This window comes from Micromonospora reichwaldensis, assembly GCF_031845925.1.
GTDB lineage: Bacteria > Actinomycetota > Actinomycetes > Mycobacteriales > Micromonosporaceae > Micromonospora > Micromonospora reichwaldensis.
The window spans coordinates 1-19,267 of sequence record NZ_JAVRFL010000045.1 but is presented as its reverse complement, the minus strand read 5'-3'; the positions used below and the strand labels follow the sequence as shown (position 1 = coordinate 19,267).

General features: G+C 74.1%; 15 protein-coding genes. All 15 read right to left on the bottom strand.

What is annotated here, in order from left to right:
- Nucleotides 1-77 precede the first annotated feature (77 nt).
- On the bottom strand, nucleotides 78-1,337 hold the full coding sequence (locus RM555_RS27420) for a hypothetical protein (RefSeq protein WP_311414436.1): 1,260 nt from the start codon (nucleotides 1,335-1,337) through the stop codon (nucleotides 78-80).
- Entirely contained in the window at nucleotides 1,334-2,236 is a 903-nt protein-coding gene (locus RM555_RS27415; protein WP_311414435.1) for a sulfotransferase domain-containing protein, read from the bottom strand. The genes RM555_RS27420 and RM555_RS27415 overlap by 4 nt, the downstream gene beginning before the upstream one ends.
- Nucleotides 2,237-2,243: 7 nt before the next feature.
- On the bottom strand, nucleotides 2,244-3,899 hold the full coding sequence (locus RM555_RS27410) for a lipopolysaccharide biosynthesis protein (protein ID WP_311414434.1): 1,656 nt from the start codon (nucleotides 3,897-3,899) through the stop codon (nucleotides 2,244-2,246).
- A complete protein-coding gene (locus RM555_RS27405; protein ID WP_396888852.1) occupies nucleotides 3,896-5,134 on the bottom strand; it encodes an O-antigen ligase family protein in 1,239 nt (412 codons plus the stop codon). Before RM555_RS27405 ends, RM555_RS27410 begins: the two co-directional genes overlap by 4 nt.
- Nucleotides 5,135-5,251: 117 nt before the next feature.
- A complete protein-coding gene (locus RM555_RS27400) occupies nucleotides 5,252-6,874 on the bottom strand; it encodes a lipopolysaccharide biosynthesis protein (RefSeq protein WP_311414433.1) in 1,623 nt (540 codons plus the stop codon).
- Nucleotides 6,867-7,418, bottom strand: a complete 552-nt coding sequence (locus RM555_RS27395; protein WP_311414432.1) for an acyltransferase — start codon at nucleotides 7,416-7,418, stop codon at nucleotides 6,867-6,869. The genes RM555_RS27400 and RM555_RS27395 overlap by 8 nt, the downstream gene beginning before the upstream one ends.
- Before the next feature lie 94 nt (nucleotides 7,419-7,512).
- Entirely contained in the window at nucleotides 7,513-9,441 is a 1,929-nt protein-coding gene (locus RM555_RS27390) for a hypothetical protein (protein WP_311414431.1), read from the bottom strand.
- 221 nt (nucleotides 9,442-9,662) lie between these two features.
- Nucleotides 9,663-11,363 (bottom strand): glycosyl hydrolase, encoded by a 1,701-nt coding sequence (locus RM555_RS27385; RefSeq protein ID WP_311414430.1) that lies wholly within the window; start codon nucleotides 11,361-11,363, stop codon nucleotides 9,663-9,665.
- Nucleotides 11,364-11,517: 154 nt separating this feature from the next.
- Complete coding sequence (locus tag RM555_RS27380) at nucleotides 11,518-12,345, bottom strand: shikimate dehydrogenase (RefSeq protein ID WP_311414429.1); 828 nt, start codon at nucleotides 12,343-12,345, stop codon at nucleotides 11,518-11,520.
- A complete protein-coding gene (gene mltG / locus RM555_RS27375) occupies nucleotides 12,345-13,550 on the bottom strand; it encodes an endolytic transglycosylase MltG (protein WP_311414428.1) in 1,206 nt (401 codons plus the stop codon). Before mltG ends, RM555_RS27380 begins: the two co-directional genes overlap by 1 nt.
- On the bottom strand, nucleotides 13,547-14,008 hold the full coding sequence (ruvX, locus tag RM555_RS27370; protein ID WP_311414427.1) for a Holliday junction resolvase RuvX: 462 nt from the start codon (nucleotides 14,006-14,008) through the stop codon (nucleotides 13,547-13,549). The genes mltG and ruvX overlap by 4 nt, the downstream gene beginning before the upstream one ends.
- A gap of 72 nt (nucleotides 14,009-14,080) precedes the next feature.
- The gene (gene alaS / locus RM555_RS27365) at nucleotides 14,081-16,759 is read right to left on the bottom strand and encodes an alanine--tRNA ligase (protein WP_311414426.1); all 2,679 of its coding nucleotides are present in this window, start codon (nucleotides 16,757-16,759) and stop codon (nucleotides 14,081-14,083) included.
- Nucleotides 16,756-17,061, bottom strand: a complete 306-nt coding sequence (locus RM555_RS27360; RefSeq protein WP_132240143.1) for a hypothetical protein — start codon at nucleotides 17,059-17,061, stop codon at nucleotides 16,756-16,758. The genes alaS and RM555_RS27360 overlap by 4 nt, the downstream gene beginning before the upstream one ends.
- Before the next feature lie 27 nt (nucleotides 17,062-17,088).
- Entirely contained in the window at nucleotides 17,089-17,550 is a 462-nt protein-coding gene (locus tag RM555_RS27355) for a DUF948 domain-containing protein (RefSeq protein WP_089000990.1), read from the bottom strand.
- A gap of 149 nt (nucleotides 17,551-17,699) precedes the next feature.
- Entirely contained in the window at nucleotides 17,700-18,323 is a 624-nt protein-coding gene (locus tag RM555_RS27350) for a hypothetical protein (RefSeq protein ID WP_311414457.1), read from the bottom strand.
- Between the last annotated feature and the right edge of the window lie 944 nt (nucleotides 18,324-19,267).

Genomic DNA, 19,267 nt, shown 5'->3' with positions numbered 1-19,267 from the left:
CGATCGTCACGACCTGGAGTTCCTTCGTCACTATCCGGAGTCGACGGTGGCTCGCAGGCTCCGGCGATTTCGGTGGATCAGCCGCTATGTCGTTTCTCGATGACGTCCAGCAGGGCGGGATGCAGCGCCGTGTTCCAGCCGGCGCCCGCGTCGGCGAGGCGCCAGGTGCGCAGCCACATCTCCAGCAGGTAGGCGTCGGCCACCAGCCGCCGGGCCGCCGGCCCGAGCCCGAGGTCGGTGCCGTACCGGTCGAGGTGGGCGTCGACGGCCCGCGCCGCCGCCGCGGCCGGCTCGCCCCGCAGCACCAGGGCCCGCTGGAACGCGTCGTGCGCGAGGTCGAAGCCGAGCGGCACGTCCGGCCCGCTGTGCTCCCAGTCCCAGGCGACGAGGCGGCCGGCGTGCACGCCGAGGTTCCAGGGCACCCAGTCGCCGTGCCAGTGCCCGAACTCGACGGTCGTGCCGCCGTGCCGGTCGGTCAGGGCGGCGACGGCGGCGACCACCCGGGCCCCGTCCGGCGTGCCGGCGGCGGCGCGCCCGGCGTCGGCGGCGAGCCGGGCCAGGAACGCCGACCCGGCCAGGGGGCGCGGTGGCGCCGGCGGGCGGCCCCGGCGGGCCACGGCCAGCAGGGCCGCGATCCGCGGCGCTTCGCCGGTCGACACGCCCCGCACGGCCGGTGGCAGCGGCTCGACCAGCGCGACGACCTGACCGACGGCCGTCGTCTCGGCCAGCAGCCGGGGCGCCGCCGGGTGGTCGGGCACGCCGGTCACCGCCGGCAACTCCCGCAGGGCCGCCGCCTCGGCGGTCACCAGCGCCCGGGTGGCCCCGTTCCAGCCGATCTTCGCGTAGCCGAGGGCCCGGCCGTCCGGGCCGAACAGTTGCAGGGTGGGCTTGTGGTTCGGGTCCGGCGGGCGGACCCCGCAGGCCGCGTACACCGCCGGTCTCCCGAGCGCGGCGCCCAGCCGCCCGGCCAGCAGCGCCTCGTCGGCCGCGACGCCCTCGGGCAGCGACACCGTCAGCCGGGGGAACGGGGCCAGGTCGACCGCGCCGACCCGCGCCAGCGTGCCGAGTCCGGCCCGCACGGCCCGCACCTTCGGCGGGCGCAGCGCGTTGTACGCCAGCAGCGAGGCGGCCGTGGCCCGGGGCGCGCCGAGCGGCAGCAGGAAGCGGGCCCGGGCGAGCGACGGGACGACGGCGTACCGGGCGACGGCACGGTGCCCGGGCGGCGGCGGGGCGCCCACGGTCAGGGCGATCCGCTCGTCGCCGAACACCGCCCGGGTGACCCAGCCCAGCCCGTCGGTGCGCGTGCGGGGGTCGGCGGCGGTGGCCCGCGCCGTCACGGGGCCTGGTCCGGCCAGTCGAGCTCCAGCCCCAACCGCTGCCGCAACGCGTCGTTGTACGGGCGGTAGTACTCGGTCAGCTCGGCGCGCACCGCCGGCTCCAGCGGCGACGAACGGCGGTCGTTGTAGACCTTGAAGTCGGGCAGGTCGTGCGGGGGCAGGCCGAGGAAGTCCAGCGTCCGGCGGTAGGTGGACCGGGCATCGCGGTAGAGGTCCTCGCTGGGCAGGAAGAGGATCTGCTCCCGGTCGAAGCGCTCCAGCCACGGCTCCAGGTGCTCCAGGTAGCGGCCCCGGGCCCGGTAGGTGTACCAGTCGTACGGCTCGCTGAAGTACTCCGGCTCGGCGATCAGCCGCTCCCGCTCCCCCGCCGTGCGCTCCTGCTCGGCGGCGAGCGCGGCGGCGAAGTCGAGCGGCTCGATGCCGTGCGTGCGCCGCTCCTTCCAGTGCGAGTACGCCCGCTCCACCGGGTCGCGCAGCAGCACGATCAACCGCACCGACGGCATCAGCGCCGCGACCCGCTGCGCCGCGAGGGGGTGGAACATGTACAGCGGCGCCGCCTCGCCGACGCGTACCTGCCCGCCGTGCCGCTTCTCCAGCACCTCCCGGTGGCGCTGGGTGGGGAAGTGCGAGCGGTACCAGGCCTCGCCCCGGCGCCAGTGCTCCTCGAAGTAGTGCGAGGACTTGGTGTTCCAGGCCGGGAAGAGCCGGGGCACCAGCGGGTGCTGGATCAGGTAGTTCCACAGCGAGGTGGTGCCGCCCCGCTTGGTGCCGATGATGAGGAAGTCCGGCAGCGGTCGCCGGTCGCTGGTCCGTACCCCGTAGTCGACGAGCGACTCCCGCACCCGCTCCGTCACCTGGGTCGGTACGAGCTGCTTCACCCGGTCTCGGATGGACGGCACGACGACCTCACCTGCCCTTCGATTCCTCCGGGGCGCGCCCGGTGGCGGCCGGGGCCGCCTCCTGCCGCCCACGGACCTGCACCATGGTCACCCGGATGCGGTGCCGCACCCGGGGCAACGTCAACAAGCCGACGCAGCCGGCGGCCAGCACGCCCAGGGCCACGGCCAGGCCGCCGATCCCCCGGCCGCCGGCCAGCACCCCGATCCCCGCCGCGGCCCCCACCCCGGCGACGGTGGCCGCCCCGGCCCGCAGCATCGCCGCGTCGACAAGCGGCTGGCCGACCACGGCCCGGGCGCAGCCGACCGCCGTGAGGTTCTCGGTGGCAATGCCGAGCGCCCAGGCCAGCGCCGCCCCCGTCGCGCCGTGCGCCGGGATCAGCCACAGCCCGAGGGAGACCGTGACCAGCAGCCCGGCCAGCGTGGCGGCCAGGTGCAGCCCGCTGCGCCCGCCCATCAGCAGCAGGCTCTGCACGTTGCCGACCCCGGTGTTGACCAGCATGGCCAGCGCGAGCACGGTCATCGCGGGGGCGCCGGCGGTGAACTCGGGCCCGAAGAGCTGGAGGAAGGCCAGCCCGAAGACGGCGAGCAGCAGGTAGACCGGCCAGGACAGCACCAGCCCCCACGTGGTCAACTGCCGGTGCACGGCCGCCGCCGCGGCCCGGTCCCCGCGCCCGAGCAGCCGGGACAGCTGCGGCGACACCGCCACCCGCAGCCCCTGCATGGCCAGTTGGCCGGCGAGGATGTAGCGCCCGACGGCGCCGAACACGCCGGCGTCGGCCGGCCCGGCGAGCACCGACGTGAGCAGCACGCCCACCCACATGTTGCCGGCGTCGATGGCGGCCGACGCGGCCCGGGGCAGCGCGAAGCGCCAGAACGCCGACCAGTCGTCCGGCGCGGGCCGCAGCGCCGCGCCCCGGCCGACGCCGAGCGGGCCGGCCACCAGCGTCAGGCAGGCCAGCAGGGCGAGCGCCGCCGGCACCAGCCAGCCGGTCATGCCGGCCAGCAGGCCACCGCCGGCCAGGGCCGCCGCGCCGACCAGCACGGGCCGGGCCACCGGCAGCAGGAAGAACTGCACCCCGACGTACGCCCGGATCGGGCGCACGCAGCGCAGCGCCGCGAGCAGCAGCGTCATCGCCACCACCACCGGCACCGCGGCGAAGCTGGCCGTCAGCGGGGCCGCGCCGTCGGCGCCGGAGCCGCCGAGCAGGCGCGGGGCGAGCGCGTCGGCGGCGAGCACCCCGCCCACGGCGACGGCGACCGCGACCAGCAGCGGCGGGACCAGCGCCACCGGGAGCACCCGGGCGGCGTCGCCCCGCGCGCCGAGGCGCCGGCGGGGCAGCGCCCACATCAGCCCGGTCTCCGCGCCGAGGGTGCAGACGGCGGTGGCGACGGTGACCACACCGATCGCGGCAAAGAAAGCCCCGGAGCCGACCGTGCCGTAGCCGCGGGTGATGACCACCGCGAGCAGGAAGCCGAAGAGGCCGCTGGTGGCCGCGCCGACCAGCCCGGCCACGCCGCTGCGGACGCTGCGCCGGGTTTCCGTGTCGTCGCCGGACGGGGCCGACGCGGCGGGTGCGGCGGCCGGTTGGGGGCCGGACGGGTCCGACGCGGCGGGTGTGGAGGCCGGTTGAGGGCCGGACGGCGGGCGGGTGGCGGCGGTCATGCGGGCACCGCCTTCGGGCGCGGGATGCGGGGGCGGTGCAGCCGGGCCGCCGTCTCCCGCTCGGTGAGCGCCATCGCGAAGGCGACCGCGAAGAAGGCGACCGCGAGGTTCTGGTTGGCCATGCCGTAGAAGGGGATCTGCACCAGGCAGACCACCGGCACCACGGCCAGCCACTGCCCGGCGGCGGACGTGGCCCGGGCGCAGATCAGCGCGGCGACCACGAACCAGGCGAGGAAGCACAGCAGCGCGGGGACGCCGTGGCTGAAGAGCACCATCCACAACTGCCCCTGGGTGCCGATCGGCGCCTCGGCGCTGACGGTGTCGACGTTCACCGGCGCGCCGTAGCCGAGCCAGGGCGACTCCCGTACCCGCCGGATCACCTCCACGTAGAGGGAGAGCCGGTCGGTGTTGGTGTCGCTGGACTCGACCCGGTTGCCGATCAGCTGGGTGACCGGGATGAACAGGGTGACGAGGCCACCGGTGACCACCACCCCGACGATCGACGCGGCCACCCGGACGTTGCCGCGCAGCGCCGCCCGGACGCCGAGCACCGCCAGCCCGGCGCCGAGGCTGAGGAACATCGCCCGGTTGAGCGTGAGGAAGGCCGGCGCCAGCGACAGCGGCAGCGACGCCAGCAGCGCCCAGCGCAGCGCGCCGCGCCGGCGCAGCATGGTGAAGGCCACCACGCAGGGCAGCGTCATCGCGTACGCGCTGCCGTAGTTGTTGGTGTACGCGAACGGCGCGGCCGGCCGGTAGATCGGGTTCAACGACCGGGCGCTGTACTCCGCGGTGGTGAGGTGGACCATGTCCTGGATGAACGGGGTGTTGGCCACCCCGCCCGGGAGCAGCACCTCCACCGGGGTGGTCAGCGCGAACCGGGGCGCCAGCACGCCCAGCCAGCCCAGCGCGACCAGCCCGAACCAGAAGGCGCAGAGCGGAAGGAGGACGGTGACCTGGTCGGGGCGTTCCCGGGCGACCGCGTAGACGTAGACGCCCACCACGAGCGCGGTGAGGTAGAAGGCGAGCCGCAGGGCGAACGTCAGCACCGAGGCCGGCGTCTGCAACTGGGTGGCGCTGACCACCACAATGGCAAGGAACAGCAGCCAGATCCCGGCGGCCGGGGGCAGCGGCACCCGGCCCCGGATGAACAGCAGCGCGAACAGCAGCGCCCCGAGCAGGGGCCACCCGAGGTAGAACGCGCCGGCCAGCCACCACACCGGCACCAGGCCGAACATCAACGCCAGCGGCCAGAGCGGCAACCGGGGCGGGGGCGGCGGCTGCGGCAGCGACGCGGCGGCGCCCGGGCCGCCGCCCGGCTCGGTCGTCGCCGGCGCGCGGGTGACCGGCACGGATCAGCCCCGGCCGCAGCGCGTCAACACGAAGCCGAGCGGGGTGACACCGGCGGCGCGCAGCCGCTCCACGAGGCGGCGCAGGTCGCCCTGCCGGGTCCGGTCCTGTTCGACCACCACGACCGCCGTGCCCTGCCGGGCGACGGCCACCCCGCGCTCGTCGGACTCCGCCGGCGGGGCGTTGAACAGCACCAGGCTGTGGTCGGCGCCCTGCCGCCAGATGCCGAACCGGACGCTGCCCGCGCCCACGGTCACCGGGTCGGTGCTCGACGTCTTGCCGTTCTCACCGGCCGCCGTCGAGGTGACCCGGGGCAGGGTCAGCGTGGCGTCCGGGTCGGTGGACGGGCGGGCGCCGATCGGGTGCGGCGACGGGCGACGGGCCGCGGCCGGCTCCGCGGTGCCGCCGCTCTTGCCGTCCGTCGTCGAGCCGGCCGGCCGGGGCTTCGGGACGAGCGGGCGGGACGGGTCCGCCGCGGCGGGCAGCCGCTCCCGGTCGGCGAGCACGGTGCTGCGCAGCCGGTCGGCGCGCCCGCTGTCGTCGGCGACGAAGACCTCCCGGCCGACGGCCGCCAGCGCCACCGCCAGCCCGGCGGTGATGGCCGTCGGGTCCTCCTCGCGGGCGGTCAGCAGCGACACCCGGGCGGGCTGGCGCACCCGCTCGGCGATGGCCATCGCCACGTACCGGATGTCGGCGTCGACCGCCTCCTTGCCGCCGCGCCACCGGCGGCTGCGGACCGTGCCGAGCAGCGGGAGCCCGGTGGCGTCCCGGCCGTCGTCGACCGACCGGATCCGCCGGTCCATCGACTCCCAGGCGTACGCCAGCACCACGCCGAGCAGCGTCCCGCCGAGCAGGCCGGCGAGCAGGTAGAGCGGGCGGTTGCCGGCGGAGGAGGCCAGGGCCCGCTCGGCGGTCTGGGTGACCCAGCCGGGGTTGACGTCGACGGCGGCGATCTCGGTGCGGGCGGCGTTGAGCTGGGTGAGCTGGTTGTTGATGCCGGTCAGCTCGGTCACCGCGGCGTCGACGGCGCCCTCCCGCGCGTTGTTGACCCGCTTCTGGAGGGCGGCCTGCTGGGCGGCGACCTTGGCGATGCTCTCGTCGTACGAGCGCAGCATCTCCTCGCGCTGCTTCTCGTACATCGTGCGGCGCACGTCGAGGTAGGCCTGGGCGGCGAGGTTGACGCCCTCGACCGCCTGCTCCGCGGTGGGGGCCTGGTAGACGAAGCGCAGGATCTGCCCGCCGGTGGGCACCTCGACCTCGAGGGCGTCGCGCACCTCGCGCGGGTCCAGGTCGCCCGAGTCGGCCAACCGCTGCACCACGTCGGTGCCCGTGGCGATGCCGCTCTCCACGTTCATGTTCACCGCCCGGTCGGCGGCGGCGCCACTGGGCGTGAACGCGTCGGTGACGACGGGACGCACCGCCACGACCGCGCTGGCGGACACGGCGGCCGGTACGAGCACCACGTAGCCGAGCGCGGCGAGCAGGCCGATCGCGGCGACGGCCCCGACGAGCCGGATCCGGTGCAGCGGGACGCGCAGCAGGTCGGTCAGCGTGACGGTGCGGCCCGGTGTGCCGCCACCGCTGGCGGGGACGTCCGTGGCCCAGGTACCGGGGGAAGCGTCAGTCATTGAACTTCTTCACCGTCTGTTGTGGATTTCCAGCGACCACGACCCGCGGCGGCACGTCCGTACGGACCACCGTGGCGGCGCCCACGACACTGTCCCGGCCGATCCGCACGCCCTTCATCACCAGGGCGTGCGCCCCGATCCACACGTTGTCCTCGATCGTGATCGGGGCGCGGGTGGCCGGGACGGGCGGGTCGTGCCGCTGATCGGGGGGCAGGTTGTGGAAGTCGTTGTCCAGCAGCTCGCAGTCCGAGAGCAGGCACCGGTCGCCGATGGTGACCGACGTCCAGGTGCCGATCCAGGTGGCGTTCAACAGGCAGTCGGCGCCGACCCGCACCTCGCCGGGACCGGCGAAGCGGACCAGCTTGTTGATGCGGGTGCGGTCGCCGATGCTCACCCGTACGCCCCGGCGCAGCCGGATCCGGCCGCGGATCTCCACGCCCCGACCCAGCGTCAGCCGGGGATAGCGCAGCGTGTACCAGCCGCGCTTGACCGCGAAGACGACCCGTACCGCGAGCCCTCTGCGGTTGCCACCCGAGCCGACCAACGACCCTCCCCACGTCGTGCGGGCCGGCGACGGCTGATCCGTCGCCGGCCCAACGTGAACAATCTACCGATGTTCCGTTACGAACAGTCGACCGTCACTGCACGGAGAAGAAGGTCGACGGCGTTGACCACGTCACGCCGGCGGTCGCCGGGACCACCGTCGCCGTCGTTCCGTCGACCGCCGGGGCGGCCGTCGGGTCGAACGGCACGCTGCGCAGCGTTCCGTCGGTGGCACCGTACACGACCCGGCCGGCGACCCAGGCCATGCCCCGCACGGCCGACCAGGTGACTCCGGTGGTGGGCAACGTGAACTCGGTGGCGCCGAGGTAGTTGCCGTCGATCTCGAAGTAGCGGTAGTAGAGGCCGCTGGCGCCCGAGCGGGTGTAGTAGAGGCGCCCGTCGAGGTAGAACGCGCCGGTCATCAGCGCCGGGTTGAACCAGTCGTTGTAGCCGGACGCCTCCCACGGCGCGCCGATCGCGCCGCCGTTGAACAGCGAGATGTCGATCCGGCTGCCCGTGGGGGTCCCGGCGACGGTGTGCGACCAGTAGATCCGGTCGTCCACCCGCCAGGTCGCGCCGGCCGCCGTGTAGTTGGGCTGGCTGACCGTGGTCGGGGTGCCCAGGCTGGCCCCGTCGAACGGCACCTTGGCCAGCTCTCCCGCGCCGGTGCCGACGTAGAGGTTGCCGGTGGTCGCGGTCGGCGCGTTCTTCGGGGTGATGGTGCGCCCGCCGGTCAGCGGGAACATCCCGAGCCGGCCGTGGTACTCGTTGCCCATGCCGTCGGAGTTGTGACCGAAGTAGAGGCCGTCGCTGCCGCGCCAGAGCACCGGTACGGAGGAGCCCCAGTTGCTGGTGCCGGCCGGCATCGACGCGCTGCCGCTGCGGCGGGGGTTCCAGTTGACCGGCATGCCGGTGGCCGGGGTGACCGCGGCGATGCCGAGCCGGTCGATCGCACCCTTGCCGGCGGTGTCGCTGGCGTTCGGGTTGTTCAACCAGCGGAAGTGCCCGCCGAGGTAGATGACGTTGTCGGCGACCTCGACGGAGGTGATGGTGTCGTTGCCGGTGTAGTCGACCCAGGTGCCGAGCTGCCCGGTGCCCCGGGCGGCGGTCTCGAAGCGCACCAGCGCGTCGCAGTACGCGGCCGGCCAGCCCGAGCCGCCGTTGGTGCCGACGACGAACCAGCTGCCGTCGCCACCGAACTTGACGTCCTGCACGTAGTGCACGAAGGTCGCCGGCGCCGCGCACGGCGGCACGAACTTCTCCGTGCTCCAGTCGAGCACCGCCGGGGTGCCGGTGAGGTCGACCAGCGCCATCTGGTTGCGCGGCAGGTCGTTGACGAGCGTGAAGTTGCCGCCGACGGCCAGGGTGCCGCCGTCCGGGGCGACGTCGATCGTCCACACGTACGAGGTGGTTCCGTGGCGCCCGACGGTCGCGTCGACGTTGAAGGTCGGGTCGATCGCCCCGGTCGTGGCGTTGAGCCGGCCGAGCCCGGCGTGCGCGGTGCCGTTGAGCCAGTTGAACGCCCCGGCCACGTAGAGCCAGTTGCCGTGCAGCGCCAGGTCGCGCACGGTGCCGCCGTCGGAGCGGCCGACCCAGCTGTCGACGATCGCGCCCGTGGCGGGGTTGAGCGCCACCAGGTTCTTGCGGGAGACGCCGTTGACGTTCTTGAAGGTGCCGCCGACGATCAGCGTGCCGCCGGGCCCGGCGACCAGCGTGTTGACCGCGCCGTCCAGCACCGGCAGGAAGCTGGTCGAGATCGTGCCGGTGGCCCGGTCGTACGCGAAGAGGTAACGCTGGGTGGTCCACGCCGCGCTGGCGGTCTGCCGGATCTGGGTGAAGCTGCCGCCGACGAACACCGTGGAGCCGACCTGCGCGAAGGCGCGGGTCTCGCCGTCCCTGGCGTGCGGTGTGGCGTCGGCCGGATTGGCCGAGACCAGGGTCGCCGGTTCGGGCGCCGGCACCAGGGCGGCGGAGGTCCCGGTGGGGACGGCCAGCACGGCGGCGGCGGTCACGAGTGCGACCACCCCCGCCCGGGTGCGGAGTCCGGCGGATCGCCGAGAGAGCGGGATGTCGGGCACGCTACGCCTCCATGTCGGGAGAGAACCCGCGTAGCGTGCCTGGTCGACCCAGGCCGGCGATATCCGCCGATTGGGCGGTCACTGCATCAGGAACATGACACCGCACACAGGACGTCGGATGTCCGACTCGCCCGTATCACTGTGGGTCGAAATGTGAACGCGCGGTGTCAGCGGGCGCCCCCGGTGGGCTGCCGCAGGTAGCTGTCGCGTCCGGCGCGGGCGAACCCCGCCACCGACGCGGCGTCGTGGTTCATGGTCATGTCACAGGTGTCCGACCGGCGGGTCATCCCCGGGGAGTTGAAGTAGATCGCCGCCTTGATCTTCGGGTGCGCCTTCAGCGCCGCCGGGAACTCCTCGAACCAGCGCCGCTTCGCGTCCGGGTCGGCCGCGTCGAAGTTGGTGCCGAACTCGGCGAGCATCCGCGGCTTGCCGACCCCGAGGCGGTTCTCGTCCAGCCAACGGTAGAAACCGCCGATGGTGGTGGCCGGACTCTTCCAGACCTTGCTGCCGTTGCAGACGTGGAAGTTGTACGGGTCGTAGCCCACCCAGTCGACGTACCGGTCACCGGGATAGAGCCCGGCGTAGCGGTCGTAGTGGCCCGACCAGCCCATCATCGTCCACACCCACACCGCGTTGTCGGCGCCCGCCTTGGCGAACCGGTCGTGCACGTGCCGCCAGGCGCGGACGAAGTCGGCGTCGCTGCCCTTGGCCGGCTCGTCCTCCGGCTCGTGGTCGAAGCCCATGAACACCGGCACGCCGGTGTCGCGGATCCGGCCGGCGACCGCGTCGATGGTGGCGTCGTGCCGGCCACTGTAGACGTCCTGCCAGGTCAGCACCGTGCCGGAGGAGAAGATCCGCGACTCCCAGGCGAAGAACATCAGCCGGCCCTCGCGCATCTGCTGCCGCTGGTAGGCGTCGGGGAAGGCGCCGTTGCTGCCGGCGTTGGAGAAGTCGTGGTAGCGGTGCACGATGTCGAACTTGCGACCGACCTGCGCCTCGACTTCGGCGACCGCGGCGCCGTGGTCCCAGCCGTCACCGGCGTTCGACGGGGAGTACATCCCCCACCAGGCGCCGCAGGAGGGCACCAGCCTGCTCGACACCGCGCCGCACCGGTCCGGACCGGCCGACGGGCTCGCCGACGGACTCGGGGTGGCGCGGGTGGGGCTGGCGCTGGGCGTCGGTTTCGGCGCGGGGCTCGGCGCGACCGTCCGGCTCGGCGACGGCGCGGCGCTGGTCACCACCGGCGTGGGCCGGGTGCCGACGTCGTAGCGGATCTCCAGGCGCGGGCGCAGGTCGGGGTTGCGGTTCTCCGTCGACGCCCAGTAGATCCTCGTCTCGAGGCCGGTCTGCGCGAGCGAGACCGTCCAGGTGCCGTTGCCCTTCACCAGGGCCGAGATGTCCCACTCGTTGAAGCCCTTCGCCACGCCGGAGACGGTGTCGAGGACCGCCCCCGGCAGCGCCGGCGTCGGCCGGGCCGCGCGGGCGTCCACCGTGGAGGTGTGCGCGGTCACGGTCGCCGGGAACTCCTGCCACGCGTGCACCCGCAGGGTGGCCCGCACGTTGACCGCCGCCGCCGGCAGGGTGGTCACGGCGAACTGGACGACGGCCTCCCGGCCGCCCCGGGGGTTGCCGTCGCAGCGGACCGCGCAGGTCGCCAGCGTCGTCTTCGCCCCGTTGTCGCCATCCTGCGACACCATGGTCGCCGTGGTGTCGGCGGTCGCCGGGATCGATAGGTCGTCGGCGGCCAGCAGCGGCATCGTGGTGGCCACGATGCCGGCCACCACGGTGGCGCCGGCCACGCCGAGGACGACGGCCTTGCGCCGGGGGCCGGGTTGCCGGGTGAGGCGGTGCAGTCCGTGCCGAGCCAAGGTGAACTCCCTGTGTGTCGGGCGGTGACGGTCAGCAGCGTAACCACGGCCACGGCGTGACGTGGGGACGACAGCCGGACCTAAGCGCGTCTTAACCGTCGCCTAAGGATGCCCTGGATGACCACAGGGGACACTCCCGCCCCCGCGTCGGCGGTCAGGCGGCGCGGGCGGCGGCGAGCGCGGCGGCCATCGCCGCCCGGGGCGCGGCAACGCCCGTGAAGTGCTCGAACTGGCCCACCGCCTGGGCCAGGAGCAGGTCGAGGCCGGAGACGATCCGGCAGCCGGCCGCCTCGGCCGACGCGGCCAGCGGCGTCGGCCACGGGTCGTAGAGCGCGTCGAAGAGCACCGTGCCGGGCCGCCAGTCCGCCGCGACGGCCAGCGGGTCGGCGACTCCCTTCGGCACGGTCGAGATCACCACGTCGGCGCCGAGGTGGGTCGCCGCGTCGTCGTCCCAGGCCGCCGCGCGCATCGGCACGTCGACGGCGCGGGCCACCGGGCGCAGCTCATCGACGGCCGCCGGGCGGCGGGCCACCACGGTCACCGCGCGGGCGCCGAGCCGCCCCGCCGCGGCCACCGCCGCGCGGGCGGTGCCGCCCGCGCCCAGCACCGTCACCGTCGCGCCCGGGCGCACCCCGGCGTCGGTGAGCACCTCGACCATGCCGACGACGTCGGTGTTGTCGGCGTACCAGGAGCCGTCCGGGCGGCGTACCAACGTGTTGGCGGCGCCGACGGCGGCGGCGACCGGCGAGACCTCGGCGGCCACCGCGAGCGCCGCCTCCTTGCCCGGCATGGTCACCGACAGCCCGGCCCACTCCGGGCCGAGGCCGGCGACCACGTCCGGCAGCTCCGCCGCCGCGCACTCGATCCGGGTGTACGACCACCCGGTCAGTCCCGCCGCCGCGTAGCCGGCGTTGTGGATCACCGGCGAGAGGGAGTGCGCGATCGGCGTGCCGAGCACCCCCGCCCGCCGTGCGGCCGTCATCAGATGATGCCGTTCTCCCGGGCCTTCGCCATGTTCTTCTCGTGTTCCGCGAAGGTCTCGGCGAACTCGGAGTGTCCCTCCTTGTCGATCGCCACGAAGAAGAGCCACTTGCCCGGCGGCGGGTCCATCGCACCCGCCATGGCCTGCTTGCCCGGGTTGTTGATCGGGGTGGGCACCAGGCCCTTGAGCTTGCGGTTGTACGGGTTCTTCGGGTCGTCCAGTTCTGCCGCGGTCATGTCCCCGGACCGCTTCGTCGGCTTCCCGATCGACTCCAGGTAGTAGTTGACCGTGACGTCCATCTCCAGGCAGTTGCACGGGAACTCGCCGAACACCCGGTTGTACGCCACCCGGGCGACCTTGCCCAGGTCGTCCTTGTTCCCCGCCTCGGCCTGCGCCAGCGACGCGACGATCAGCGCCTCGTACGGGCTGATGCCCCCGCGCTCCTTCTGCACCCGGTCGGCGAACTGCATCTCGCTGGTCACGCTGAGGAAGTTCTCGACCATCAGCTCGATGATGGTCTCGGCGGTCGCCTTCGGCGGGATCTCGTAGGTGTCCGGGTAGAGGAAGCCCTCGATCGACGGCTTGACCTTCTTGTTGTCGCTGCGCTTGAACCACCAGTCCGGCACGCCCCGCGCGAGCGGGTCCTTCGCCGCCGCCTCGAAGTCCTTCACCGGGATCTTGGTCTTCTCGGACAGCAGCTTGTAGACGTTCTTCGCCGTCCGGCCCTCCGGGATGGTGACCCCGTTGACGATCCGGTTCTTCAGGTCGAGCATCGCGGTGACCGCGCTCTCGCCGCTCATCTGCTTGCGCAGCTTGTACGTGCCCGGCTGGATGTTCTTGCTGCGGGCGTTGCCCTCGGCGGCCTCGATGAAGGCCTTGGCGCTCTTCACCACGTCGGCGGCGACCAGCGCGTTGGCCATGTCGGCGATCAGCGCGCCCTGCTTGATCTCGACCGTCACCTCGCCGGTGCCCGCGCCGTCGTAGTCGGGGGTGACGAAGTAGCTCTGGACGCGGTCGAAGCCGTAGAAGGCGCCGCCGCCGATCGTGCCCAGCAGGACGAAGGCGAGCAGCAGGGCCAGGACCGTCTTGCCCCGGCCGCCACCGCCGCCGGAGCCGCCCTTGCGCTTGCGCACCGCGCCGCGCCGGTGCTTGCCCTTCTCCCCCCGGTCCTGCTCGTCGAACCCGAGGTCAAGATCGTCCATCATCGCGTCCGCCTCCGCTGCGCGTCCAGCCAGCTCTGCAGAATCTCCACCGCGGCAGCCTGGTCGACCACCGCTCGTTGCCGTTTTCCTCGGACCCCACGCTCGGCAAGCCTACGAGACGCCACGACCGTGGACATCCTCTCGTCGGTGAGCGCCACCGGAACGGGCGCTATTACATCAGCCAGTCGGTCAGCGTACGCCTTCACGTGTACGGCGGCGGGACCGTGCTTGCCGGCGAGATTGACCGGAAGGCCGACGACGATCTCCACCGCCTCGTGCTCGGCCACCAGCGCGGCGAGCGCGACGATGTCGGCCGGCACCGCGTCCGGGGCGGCGGCGAGGTCGCGGGCGAGGGTCACCAGCGGGGTGGCCAGCACGCCGTGCGGGTCCGAGCGGGAGACCCCCACCCGGACCTGTCCGACGTCCACCCCGAGCCGGACACCCCGGGACAACTCACTCACGGTCGTGACTCCCCCTGAAACGGCGAACCAGGGCGGACCACGCGGGTCCGCCCTGGCCGCTGCGAGCACGTATCACGCGTCGGCGATCGCCTTCTCGACCGTGCGGAGCAGGTTCGGCGCCTCGGCGGCCGGCAGGCCGCCGCCCTGGGCGAGGTCGGGGCTGCCGCCGCCGCGACCGGAGAAGGCCGCCTTGACCAGGTCGGACGCGGCCAGGCCCCGGCTGCGCGCCGCCGGGTTCACCGCGACGACCAGCGACGCCTTGCCGTTGGCCCGGGCCGCCACCGCGACGACCGCCGGCCGCGCCGGATCGATCTTGCCCCGGACCTCCTGGGCGAGGGTACGCACGTCGTTGCCGGCCGCGCCCTCCGGCGCCTCGGTGCCCACGTACGCGACCCCGCCCACGTCCTTGGCCTGGGCCGCGAGCGCCGCCGCGCCGCCGAGCACCAGCTGGGCCCGCAGCTTCTCCAGCTCCTTCTCGGCGTCGCGCAGCTGCGTCACGGTCTGCTCGACCCGGTCGGCGACCTGGTCGTTGGGCACCCGGTACAGCTCGGCGAGGCGGGAGACCAGCAGGTGCTCCCGGGCCAGGAAGTTGAAGGCGTCCATGCCGACCAGGGCCTCGACACGGCGCACCCCGGAGCCGATCGACGACTCGTTGAGGATCTTCACCAGGCCGAGCTGGCCGGAACGGGAGACGTGGGTGCCGCCGCACAGCTCGCGGGCGTAGTCGCCGACCTCGACGACCCGCACCTCCTCGCCGTACTTCTCGCCGAAGAGCGCCATCGCGCCGATGCGCCGCGCCTCCTCCAGCGAGGTGATGAAGGCGTGCACCTCCAGGTCGGCCAGGAGCACCTCGTTGACCTGCTGCTCGACGTCGCGCAGCACGCTCGGCGCCACCCCCGTCGGGGTGTTGAAGTCGAAGCGCAGCCGGCCCGGGGCGTTCAGCGAACCGGCCTGGGTGGCGGACTCGCCGAGGAAGTTGCGCATCGTCTGGTGCACCAGGTGCGTCGCCGTGTGCGACCGGGAGATGGCCCGCCGGCGGGTGGTGTCGATCTCGGCGTAGCCGGTCTCCCCCGCCCGCACCTCGCCCCGCAGCACCCGGGCGCGGTGCACGATCAGGCCGGGCACCGGCTGCTGCACGTCGAGCACCTCGACCTGGCCGCCACCGACGGTGATCATGCCGAGGTCGGGCTGCTGACCGCCGCCCTCGGCGTAGAACGGGGTGGCGTCGAGCACCAGCTCGATCGTGTCGCCCTCGACCGCCGCCTGGCGGGGACCGTCGACACCGAGCACCGCCCGCACCGTCGACTCCCGGGACACCTCGCCGTAGCCGGTGAACCGCACCGGGCCGCCCGAGTCGAGCACCGACCGGTACGCCGACAGGTCGGTGTGCCCGGTCTTGCGCGCCTGGGCGTCGGCCTTGGCGCGCGCCCGCTGGTCGGCCATCAGCCGGCGGAAGCCCTCCGCGTCGACCGCCAGGCCCTGCTCGGCCGCGATCTCCAGCGTCAGGTCGATCGGGAAGCCGTACGTGTCGTGCAGCTGGAACGCCTTCTCACCCGACAGCGCCGGCTTGCCGGCGGTGCGGGTCTCCGCGATGGCCGTGTCCAGGATCGTGGTGCCGGCCCGCAGGGTGGACAGGAAGGCGTCCTCCTCCGCGTACGCGTAGTCGGCGATCCGGTCGAAGTCGGCGGCCAGCTCCGGGTACGACGGGGCCATGCAGTCCCGGGCCACCGGCAGCAGCTCGGGCAGCGCCCGCTCCTGCCAGCCCAGCAGCCGCACCGACCGGATCGCCCGGCGCATGATGCGGCGCAGCACGTAGCCGCGCCCCTCGTTGCTCGGGGTGACCCCGTCGCCGATCAGCATCAGCGCCGTACGCACGTGGTCGGCGATCACCCGCAGCCGCACGTCGTCCGGGTGCGACTCGCTGGCCACGTGCCCGGACCGGGCGCCGTAGCGCTTGCCGGTCAGCTCGGCGGCCCGGTCGAGGATCGGCCGGACCTCGTCGATCTCGTAGAGGTTGTCGACGCCCTGGAGGATGGACGCCATCCGCTCCAGGCCCATGCCGGTGTCGATGTTCTTCGCCGGCAGGTCGCCGAGGATCGGGTAGTCCTCCTTGCCGGTGCCCGGGCCGCGCTCGAACTGCATGAAGACGAGGTTCCAGAACTCCATGTAGCGGTCCTCGTCGACCGCCGGGCCGCCCTCGCGGCCGTACTCCGGGCCACGGTCGTAGAACAGCTCGGAGCACGGGCCGCACGGGCCCGGGATGCCCATCGACCAGAAGTTGTCCGCCTTGCCCCGGCGCACGATCCGCTCGGTCGGCACCCCGACCGAGCGCCAGATCTCGAACGCCTCGTCGTCGTCGAGGTAGACCGTCGGCCAGATCCGCTCCGGGTCCAGGCCGAAACCGCCCTGCTCCTGCGACTTGGTGACCAGGTCCCAGGCGAGCGGGATCGCCCCGTCCTTGAAGTAGTCACCGAAGGAGAAGTTGCCGTTCATCTGGAAGAACGTGCCGTGCCGGCTGGTCTTGCCGACCTCGTCGATGTCGGGCGTACGGATGCACTTCTGCACGCTGACCGCCCGCCGGTACGGCGGGGTCTGCTGCCCCAGGAAGTAGGGCACGAACTGCACCATGCCGGCGTTGACGAACAGCAGGTTCGGGTCGCTGATGGCGGGCAGCGGAGCGGACGGCACCACGGTGTGGCCGTTCGCCTCGAAGTGGGCGAGGTACCGCCGCTTGATCTCCGCCGTCTTCATCGCTGGTGTTCCTCCGGAAAGATCTCTCGGTCGCCGATGCGCGGGTCCTCCCGCAGCTCGGCGAACTGGTCGTCGAACGCCTCGCCCTGGGCGAACGCCTCGTGGATCTCCTGCTCGCGCTCGGCCATCGCGATCCGGACGTCCTCCACGAAGCTACGCAGCGACTCCGCCAGCCCGCCAGCGGATTCGGTCACCGTGCTGGCGATGCCGGCCGGGGTGTACGCCTGTGCGGTGCGGGTGGCCTTGCGGACCACCACCACGCCGACGGCCAGCCCGATGCCGAGCCAGAACAACCGCCTCATCTCCGAGCTCCTCCTGGTCGTGCCGGATCAGCGGTTGCCGCGCTTGGCGGCCCGCCGCTGCTGCTTGATGGTGTCGCGCACCTCACGCTCGGTCTCGGCGTGCCGCCGGGCGGAGGCGGCCTTGCGTACGCCGTAGCCGAAGGCGGCCACCTTGACCAACGGGTTGGCGGCGGCGGCGGAGACGACGGTCGCCAGGTTCGCGACGTTGGCGGTGACGTTCTGCGCGTGGCTGGTCATGGTGTCGACCTTGGCGAGCTGGAGGTTGACCCCGTCCAGGGAGGTCTGCACCTGCTCCAGGGCGGTGTTGACGTTCTTCACCGTGGTGTTCACGTCGCCCAGCAGCGGCGCGGTCCGGTCGTTCAGGTCGTTGATCATCCGGGTGGTGGCGTCCACGGTGTGCCGCAGCCGCAGGATGGGCAGCGTCAGGATCAGCACCAGCATCGCGAACGCGATCGCCGCGATCAGCGCCGCGACCTCGAAAAAGCCCACGCCTGTCCTCCTCAAGCAGAGTTCCGGGAACCCGACGCCCCCGGAACGTGCGACCGTCCTGCCCACACCGCCGCCCGGCACCCGCGAGGGGCCGGCGGGGGCTGGCGGTCCGCCAGCCCCAGACCCTACCGTCCGTGATGGAAACCGGCTCAGGACGGTGAGGGTGTCGGCGTCGCGAGCGGATCCTCGCTGACCGTCGGGAAGGGATCCTCCCCGGTGAGTGACGGGTCGGTGGTGGGCTGGGGCCGGGTCCGCTCGTCGTCGATCGCGTTGCGGACCTTCACCGACACCAACGAGCCGGAGCACTGCTCCGCAGCGGTCGCCGGTTCGGGCGACGGCACGACCGCCGGTTCCCCGTCCACCGGCGGCGGCACGCAGGCGGGCTCGCGTACCCACAGGTCGAGGGTCAGCTCGTCCCGGCGCCAGCACGTGTAGCTCCCCTTCGCGGGTTGCTCGGGGCAGCGGCTCACCTTCCACGGCTGCCAGCCGTCGTCGGCCAGCGCCCGCTCGTAGACCTGTGCCGTCTCCGCCGGCGGCCGCTCGGAGGTGGCCGTGCGTTCGCGGAGCCGGCAGTCGAGCAGGCACCACCGGCTGCCGCTGACGTCGTCGACGGTCTGCACCGCCGCCCAGCCCGGCACGTCCAGCTCGTCGAGGGTGTCGAAGACCGGATCGCGGCTGAGCGTACGGATGCCGAAGTAGAGCGGGACCGCGCCGAGCAGCACCACGCTGACCAGGGCGAGGATGCCCATCCGCAGCCGCCGCCGCTCACGCATCCGGCGGCGCAGCTCGGACCGCGCGCCGCGCAGCCCGCCGGGGCCGGCCGCGTCGTCGTCCGGCGACTCCGGCTCCGCGGGCCGGCGCAGCGCCGGTCCGTCCGCCGGCTCGACGGGTGGTACGACAGCCGCGGCGGCCCGCGCCACCACCGGCTCGCCCGCGGCCCCCGGCGGTGGCACCGGCGCGACGCCGGACGGCTCGGGCCGCCCCGGCTCGCGGTGCGGCGGGATCGCCCGCCCGGCGGCGCGGTCCTCGGGCCCGGGGCGGGGCGCCGGGGCGGCCGCCCGGGCGACGCCGGACGGAGCGCCGGGGCCGGGTCGGGGGCCCGCGCCGGACGTCGGCTCGGGCCGGTCCCGCCCGACGGCCGGCGGCCGGGCGGCACCGGAACTCGCACCGGGCCGGGCCGGGCCCGGCGCAGTGGCGGCCGGGCCGGACGAGGTCTGTTCGGCTCCCCCCGGTACGGCGGGGTGCGTCCCCGGACCGGCGGGGCCCGACGGGCCGGGTCCGGGGCGGCGCGGGCCGGGCGGCGCGCTCAGGTTCGCGGCGGCCGGGGACGCCCCCGCGACGGACGCCGCGCCGGCGGCCCCGGATGGCGGCGCGACGGGCCGCGCGGTACCCGCCGGGCCGGCGTCGGGACGGGCAGCACCCCGCGCGGGACCCGCCAGGCCAGGATCGGGACGCGCGGCACCCCGCGCGGGACCCGCCAGGCCAGGATCGGGACGCGCGGCACCCCGCGCGGGACCCGCCAGGCCAGGATCGGGACGCGCGGCGCCCAGGGCAGGACCCGCCGGGCCGGCGTCGGGATGCGCGGCACCCCGCGCGGGCCCGGCCGGGGGCAGGTCGGGGTGGGTCCGGCCGGCCGGGGTCGGAGCGCCGGGCGGCGGCGGTGCACCGGCCGGCGTGGGGCGCGCGGCGCCCCGGGCCGGCGGCCCGGGATGGGGGG

Coding starts and splice junctions, on each gene's coding strand:
- RM555_RS27405 (WP_396888852.1), bottom strand. CDS start 5,134: ATGTTCGGCCTGGTGCCGGTGTGGTGGCTGGCCGGCGCGTTCTACCTC.
- alaS (WP_311414426.1), bottom strand. CDS start 16,759: ATGAAGACGGCGGAGATCAAGCGGCGGTACCTCGCCCACTTCGAGGCG.
- RM555_RS27360 (WP_132240143.1), bottom strand. CDS start 17,061: ATGAGGCGGTTGTTCTGGCTCGGCATCGGGCTGGCCGTCGGCGTGGTG.
- RM555_RS27400 (WP_311414433.1), bottom strand. CDS start 6,874: ATGACTGACGCTTCCCCCGGTACCTGGGCCACGGACGTCCCCGCCAGC.
- mltG (WP_311414428.1), bottom strand. CDS start 13,550: ATGATGGACGATCTTGACCTCGGGTTCGACGAGCAGGACCGGGGGGAG.
- RM555_RS27350 (WP_311414457.1), bottom strand. CDS start 18,323: ATGCGTGAGCGGCGGCGGCTGCGGATGGGCATCCTCGCCCTGGTCAGC.
- RM555_RS27380 (WP_311414429.1), bottom strand. CDS start 12,345: ATGACGGCCGCACGGCGGGCGGGGGTGCTCGGCACGCCGATCGCGCAC.
- RM555_RS27410 (WP_311414434.1), bottom strand. CDS start 3,899: ATGACCGCCGCCACCCGCCCGCCGTCCGGCCCTCAACCGGCCTCCACA.